This is a genomic window from Hyphomonas oceanitis SCH89, assembly GCF_000685295.1.
In the GTDB taxonomy this organism is placed as follows: domain Bacteria; phylum Pseudomonadota; class Alphaproteobacteria; order Caulobacterales; family Hyphomonadaceae; genus Hyphomonas; species Hyphomonas oceanitis.
This window is the reverse complement of sequence record NZ_ARYL01000070.1, coordinates 1-5,328: the sequence shown is the minus strand read 5'-3', so window position 1 is coordinate 5,328 and position 5,328 is coordinate 1. Positions and strand designations below refer to the sequence as shown.

General features: G+C 58.4%; 5 protein-coding genes. 4 read left to right on the top strand and 1 reads right to left on the bottom strand.

Annotated features, from left to right (window positions below; all coding sequences use genetic code 11):
* Positions 1–237: 237 nt before the first annotated feature.
* Positions 238–867 carry an RNA polymerase sigma factor gene (locus HOC_RS19765; RefSeq protein WP_051625148.1) on the top strand — a complete coding sequence of 210 codons (630 nt, stop codon included), beginning with the start codon at positions 238–240 and terminating at the stop codon, positions 865–867.
* A gap of 85 nt (positions 868–952) precedes the next feature.
* Here the strand turns inward: HOC_RS19765 and HOC_RS22290 are convergent, their stop codons facing one another.
* Positions 953–1,147 carry a hypothetical protein gene (locus HOC_RS22290; RefSeq protein ID WP_156950569.1) on the bottom strand — a complete coding sequence of 65 codons (195 nt, stop codon included), beginning with the start codon at positions 1,145–1,147 and terminating at the stop codon, positions 953–955.
* A 48-nt stretch (positions 1,148–1,195) separates the two neighbouring features.
* Between HOC_RS22290 and HOC_RS19760 the strand changes: the two genes are divergently transcribed.
* Genes HOC_RS19760 through HOC_RS19750 form a run of 3 tightly spaced genes read left to right on the top strand, consistent with a single transcriptional unit; the run spans position 1,196 to position 5,312 of the window.
* Complete coding sequence (locus tag HOC_RS19760; RefSeq protein ID WP_084146495.1) at positions 1,196–3,016, top strand: DUF3141 domain-containing protein; 1,821 nt, start codon at positions 1,196–1,198, stop codon at positions 3,014–3,016.
* Positions 3,013–4,251: an acetate/propionate family kinase gene (locus tag HOC_RS19755; protein ID WP_051625146.1), complete on the top strand. Its 1,239-nt coding sequence runs from the start codon at positions 3,013–3,015 to the stop codon at positions 4,249–4,251. Before HOC_RS19760 ends, HOC_RS19755 begins: the two co-directional genes overlap by 4 nt.
* Positions 4,248–5,312, top strand: a complete 1,065-nt coding sequence (locus tag HOC_RS19750) for a bifunctional enoyl-CoA hydratase/phosphate acetyltransferase (protein ID WP_051625145.1) — start codon at positions 4,248–4,250, stop codon at positions 5,310–5,312. The genes HOC_RS19755 and HOC_RS19750 overlap by 4 nt, the downstream gene beginning before the upstream one ends.
* Positions 5,313–5,328: the final 16 nt, after the last annotated feature.

Genomic DNA, 5,328 nt, shown 5'->3' with positions numbered 1-5,328 from the left:
CCTGGCGATTGCACTCCAAAGACTCATAGGGAAAATCCTTTTCGTTTGGCGGAAACGCAACGTACGGCGCTCACCACATCCTCTGATACGGGTAAGACGGTCCAACCCCTGAACCGTTACACCCGGCACAAGGCCTACCGAGCTATATCGGCCGAATTGGCTCGCTCACATGAGGGCAAAACCGATAGCCTGCGTATCAGGTCCAGTAGCGCCCACTGCATGGACACAAGAGCGGTCATGACGTCATATCAAACTCCTTCAGACCGACGAAAGCGCGCCATTGAAGCCGCGCTGATCGAGTCACATCAGGATATGTTCAGATTTCTGAAGCGAAAACTGCGCAATGAATCCGACGCCAAGGATGTGCTCCAGGAATTTTATGTCAAAGCACTGACGCGCTTTGAGGACCTGAAAGACGAAGACCGGCTCCGAGGTTGGTTATCTCAGATACTTCGCTCGACGATCGCTGATCATTTCCGGGCGAGAGCGCGCACAAGCAAGGCGCTTGGCACCTATGCTGCCGAAGCTGCGCTCCTGTTCGATGATGAAGAGATCGACTTTGTCATCTGCGCTTGCCTCTACAAGATGTTGCCGACCCTCAATCCTGATTATGCCGATCTGATCTGGCGGGCTGACCTGATCGGCGTGGACCGGTCGGTTATCGCAGATGATCTCGGTCTGACAGAGAATGCGCTGCGGGTTAAGCTCCACCGCGCGCGTCGCGCGATGCGCAAGCGCCTGGAACAGACCTGCCTGACCTGCATCGAGCAAGGCTATTTCCAATGCGCCTGCCCCGGCGCTGACGAGATGCGCAAACGCGTTCGGTCAACCGGTCTGCCGGAATCGTCAAAACGGGCTGTGTCCTGATACCGCGTCGAAGCGGTTTGGTGTAACGCTGCGCCGCTTCGTACGTCCTTGTTTATAGGCTCCGATGACGGGGCCGCCACGGCCGTCACCATGCCTGGATCCAGTTGAGGGAGATCACTATGAGCCATGTCATCAAAATTACCGCTGCCGAAACAGGTGCCCATGCGCGCACGTCAAATGCAAAACCATCGGCCAGCACCGGGTGTTGTTGTGGAGGCAACTCCAGTCCGAACCAAGGTCCACCAAAAGTGAAACCTGCGTCGAGAGGAACTGCCGCCAAGGCCTGATCTGCTCCTCATTGCTTCCCTAACCGCGAAAGCCTCCCGTCATGCCCGATGATTCACGTGCGACAAACAAGAAAGCCGGAAAACCTGGAAGGGCAGGCCGTAAATTGAAGGCAGCCAAGAGCCCCGAGCGGGGTCAAACCGCTCCTGTCGAAATCCCGTCCTCGCATGCCGCCAGCTGGCCAAACCCACAAGAGTTTGCCGCATATGGCGTCGATCTGATGCAGAGACAGATTCTCTTCTTTGACACATTACGCCAGCGGGCCAATATGATGCTTGCCCATGAGCGCGATGGTATGCCGCCAGTCTTGAAGTTCAAATATGAGCTGGTGGCAGACGCAGCCACATTTGAGCCAGCCTCAAACTATCAGCTCCTGAAGATCCTCGAAGTTGGCGATATCTGCCTGGATGAATGCCTTGATCCTGAAAAGCCACCGGTCATTATCATCGACCCGCGGGCCGGGCATGGGCCAGGGATAGGCGGCTTCAAAACAGATTCTGAAGTCGGCATCGCCCTGCATGAAGGCTATCCGGTCTATTTTGTCGTGTTCACTCCTGACCCCCTGCCCGACCAGACACTCGCCGATGTACTGGCGAGCCTGCGCCAGTTCGTTGAGATCGTCTGCAAACGGCATGACGAACGATCACCTGTTCTCTATGGCAATTGCCAGGGGGGCTGGGCAGCCGCGCTTCTGGCGGCGGACTGTGAAGGCCTCGCTGGTCCGGTTGTCATGAACGGATCGCCGCTCTCCTATTGGGCAGGCGAACCCGGCGTCAACCCCATGCGTCTGGCAGCGGGTTTTATCGGAGGAGCCTGGGTAAATCATCTGTTATCTGATCTCGGAAACGGCCAGTTTGATGGTGCCTGGCTGGTACAGAATTTCGAGAATCTCAAACCGGAAGGTGCAATATTCCGCAAATATGCCGACCTGTTTGAGAGCGTCGATACATCAGCGGAACGCTTTCTGGACTTCGAACAATGGTGGGGCGGTTATTACCGCCTCAGCCGCGAAGAGATTCTCGCTATTGTGGAAAACCTGTTCATCGGCAACCGCCTCGAACAAGGCCTCGTGAAGCTCGGATCGCATTGCGAGATCGATCTTAAACGGATCCGCAATCCGCTCGTCATCTTCGCCTCATACGGCGACAATATCACCCCGCCGCACCAGGCACTCGGCTGGATCCCGGCCGTTTACAAAACCACCGAAGAACTCGTCGCTGCCGATCAGCGCATTGTTTATCTGATCAATCACCATGCCGGGCATCTCGGCATTTTCGTATCAGCAAGTGTCGCCCGGCTTGAGCACCGTGCAATCCTGGAGCGCCTCAGTGAGATAGAGGCGCTGGAGCCCGGCCTTTACGAAATGCGAATCGACAATCCGACCGGCGATCCCGATTGCGAACATGACCAGTACGCTGTTCGGTTTGAGCCGCGCCGGGTTGAAGATCTTGTGTTCAACACACAGCCGGACGCGTTTGAGCGCGTGGGACGTCTTTCGGCTCGACTGGAAGCGGCATACGCGACATTTGCCAGTCCATGGGTGCGCGCCTGGTCCAATCCCGTCACTGCCGAGGTGTTGAAATGGTCTCATCCGATGCGGGTGACGCGCTACATGTTTTCAGAACGGTTCAACCCGGCCATGGCGATGACCGCCGCGTTCGCGCCAATGGTCCGCGCCAATCGAAAACAGCCCGGCGAGGAGAACCGTTTCCGTAAAGCCGAGACGACGAGCGTCGATTGGGTCGAAACCGGCCTCACCCGGATGCGCGAGTCGCGCGACGCCGCTGCCGAACAGGCATTCAGCTGGCTGTATGACTGGCCCAGCCTACGCGGTTCTTCCGAAGGCGAGGCGGGCAAAAGATGAGCGCTCACGACAAGCCTCACGGGGAATCCTACACTGTTCTGACCCTCAATAGCGGTTCGTCTAGCCTGAAGATTGCAATTTTTCGGATCGACGACCACGTGGTCAAGACCATGTCAGGCGCAGTGACCGGGATTGGCACGTCAGAGGCAAGACTGACGGCCCGGACCGCCTCTGGTGAAATGCTCTGGGACACACGCGCATGTTGCATCAACCATCCAGTCGCCCTGGACACGTTCTTGAAGAAATTGGCCACCCATGTCGACCTGAGTGGTGTGTCTGCTGTCGGGCACCGCGTTGTGCATGGCGGCCCGCATTATACTCGAGCCCAGCGGCTAACGCCCAGGGTCGAGTCGGATATACGTAAACTTATCCCGCTGGCGCCATTGCACATGCCCGCCAATCTTGACGGCATCGTTGCCGCGCGACTGCGTCTGCCAAATGCGCTGCACTATGCCTGTTTCGATACAAGCTTTCATGCTGATATGCCGATTGCAGCGCAACGCACCGGGTTGCCGCCCGGTATGGAAGGCGAATTCATCCGTCGCTACGGCTTTCACGGGCTCTCATACGCATTTGTCGTCGATGATCTTGCTGAACGCGCGGGCAAAATGGCGGCCAGTCAGCGCCTTCTGGTTGCGCATCTTGGCGCCGGTGCGAGCATGACTGCGATCAGGGGTGGGCATTCCATAGACACGAGCATGGGTTTCTCCGCGCTGGCTGGTCTGCCCATGGCGACCCGAAGCGGTGATGTCGATCCGGGTCTCCTTCTGTATATGATCCTGGAGAAAAACTGGGACCCGTCAGTCTTGCAAGACCAGCTCTATCATGGCTCAGGCCTGCTTGGTCTTTCGGGTTTGAGCGGCGATGTCGAAACGCTTCTGAGGCGGACGGATGATCCGCGCTCAGGCGAAGCGCTTTCGCAATTTGCCTATCAGGCCCGCAAACAGGCCGGTGCACTGATCGCGACCATGGGCGGGGTTGACCGGATAATCTTCACAGGCGGAATCGGTGAACATGCGCCTTCGATCCGCGCGGCCATATGTGAGCCGCTGGGCGACTTGTTCGGTATTGATTTTGACAACGACGCCAATGACCGAGGCGCTGCGCGCATCACAAAACCGGGGAGCGCGGTGATTGTCGAAGCGGTTCACACTGACGAAGCCTTGACGATTGCGCGCCAGGGTCGCGCCGTCCTGGCAAACGCCCCTGCACAGCTGTATCAGAGGGCCACATGATCGCGTATCGTGATTTTGCCGCGCTCGAAGCGGCAGCCGATGCGGGGCCGCCCTTGAAAGTGGCAGTCGTTTGCGCTGCGCAGCGCGACGTCCTGATGGCTGCTGACGAGGCATTCAAGCGAGGGTGGGCCCACCCGATCCTGATCGGCGATCCGGATGCGATTCAGGCCGAGGCCGATGCGGCCGGCCTCACGATCAACCCCGATCAGATTCTTCCTGCCTGGAACGAATACGAAGCGGCCCAGCATGCCGCCAGTCTCCTGAGAGCTGGCAGTACCCATATTGCGATGAAAGGGCTCATTCATACCGATGTATTGCTGAAAGCGCTGCTTGATCCTGCAGCCAGACTCCGCGAACCCGGCATGCGTGCCAGCCACGTCTTTCTGGCTGACATACCGGCCTATCCCAAACTGCTCGCGATTACGGATGCCGCGGTCAATATCGCGCCGGACCTGATGGCCAAGGCCGCCATCCTGCAGAATGTCATCGACTTCATGACGTTGATCGGAATCAAGAAACCAAAGACTGCGGTATTATCCGCCGTCGAGACGGTCAATCCGCTGATCGCGTCCAGTCTTGACGCAGCAGCGCTATCGGTCATGGCCCAGCGCGGCCAGGTGCACGGCGGCATCGTCGACGGGCCGCTCGCGTTCGACAATGCGATCTCGCTGAAAGCGGCAGAGACCAAGGGCATCAGATCGGCTGTCGCTGGCGATGCGGACATTCTACTCGTGCCGGATCTTGTTTCCGGCAATATCCTCGCCAAGAATCTTGAATATATGGCAGACGCGATGCTTGCCGGCCTGGTGCTTGGCCTGCGCGCACCGGTCGTCCTGCCATCGCGGGCCGACCCGCTCGAAGCGCGTCTCGCAGGTCTCGCCCTCGCGCGCCTCGTCGTCGCGGCAAAGAAACGCAAGAGCGTCACCAGGCAACATTCTGTCATCTTGCCTGCAGGCGTGTCGCGCAGTTCGCCATTGCCCGAAGCGCTCTGCTGTCCCCCTGGCGAAAATCATTGCCACTCAAACAACTCGCAAATCGGAGGCCCTCATGCCGCGACCTGATCCCGTTATCTGCGCT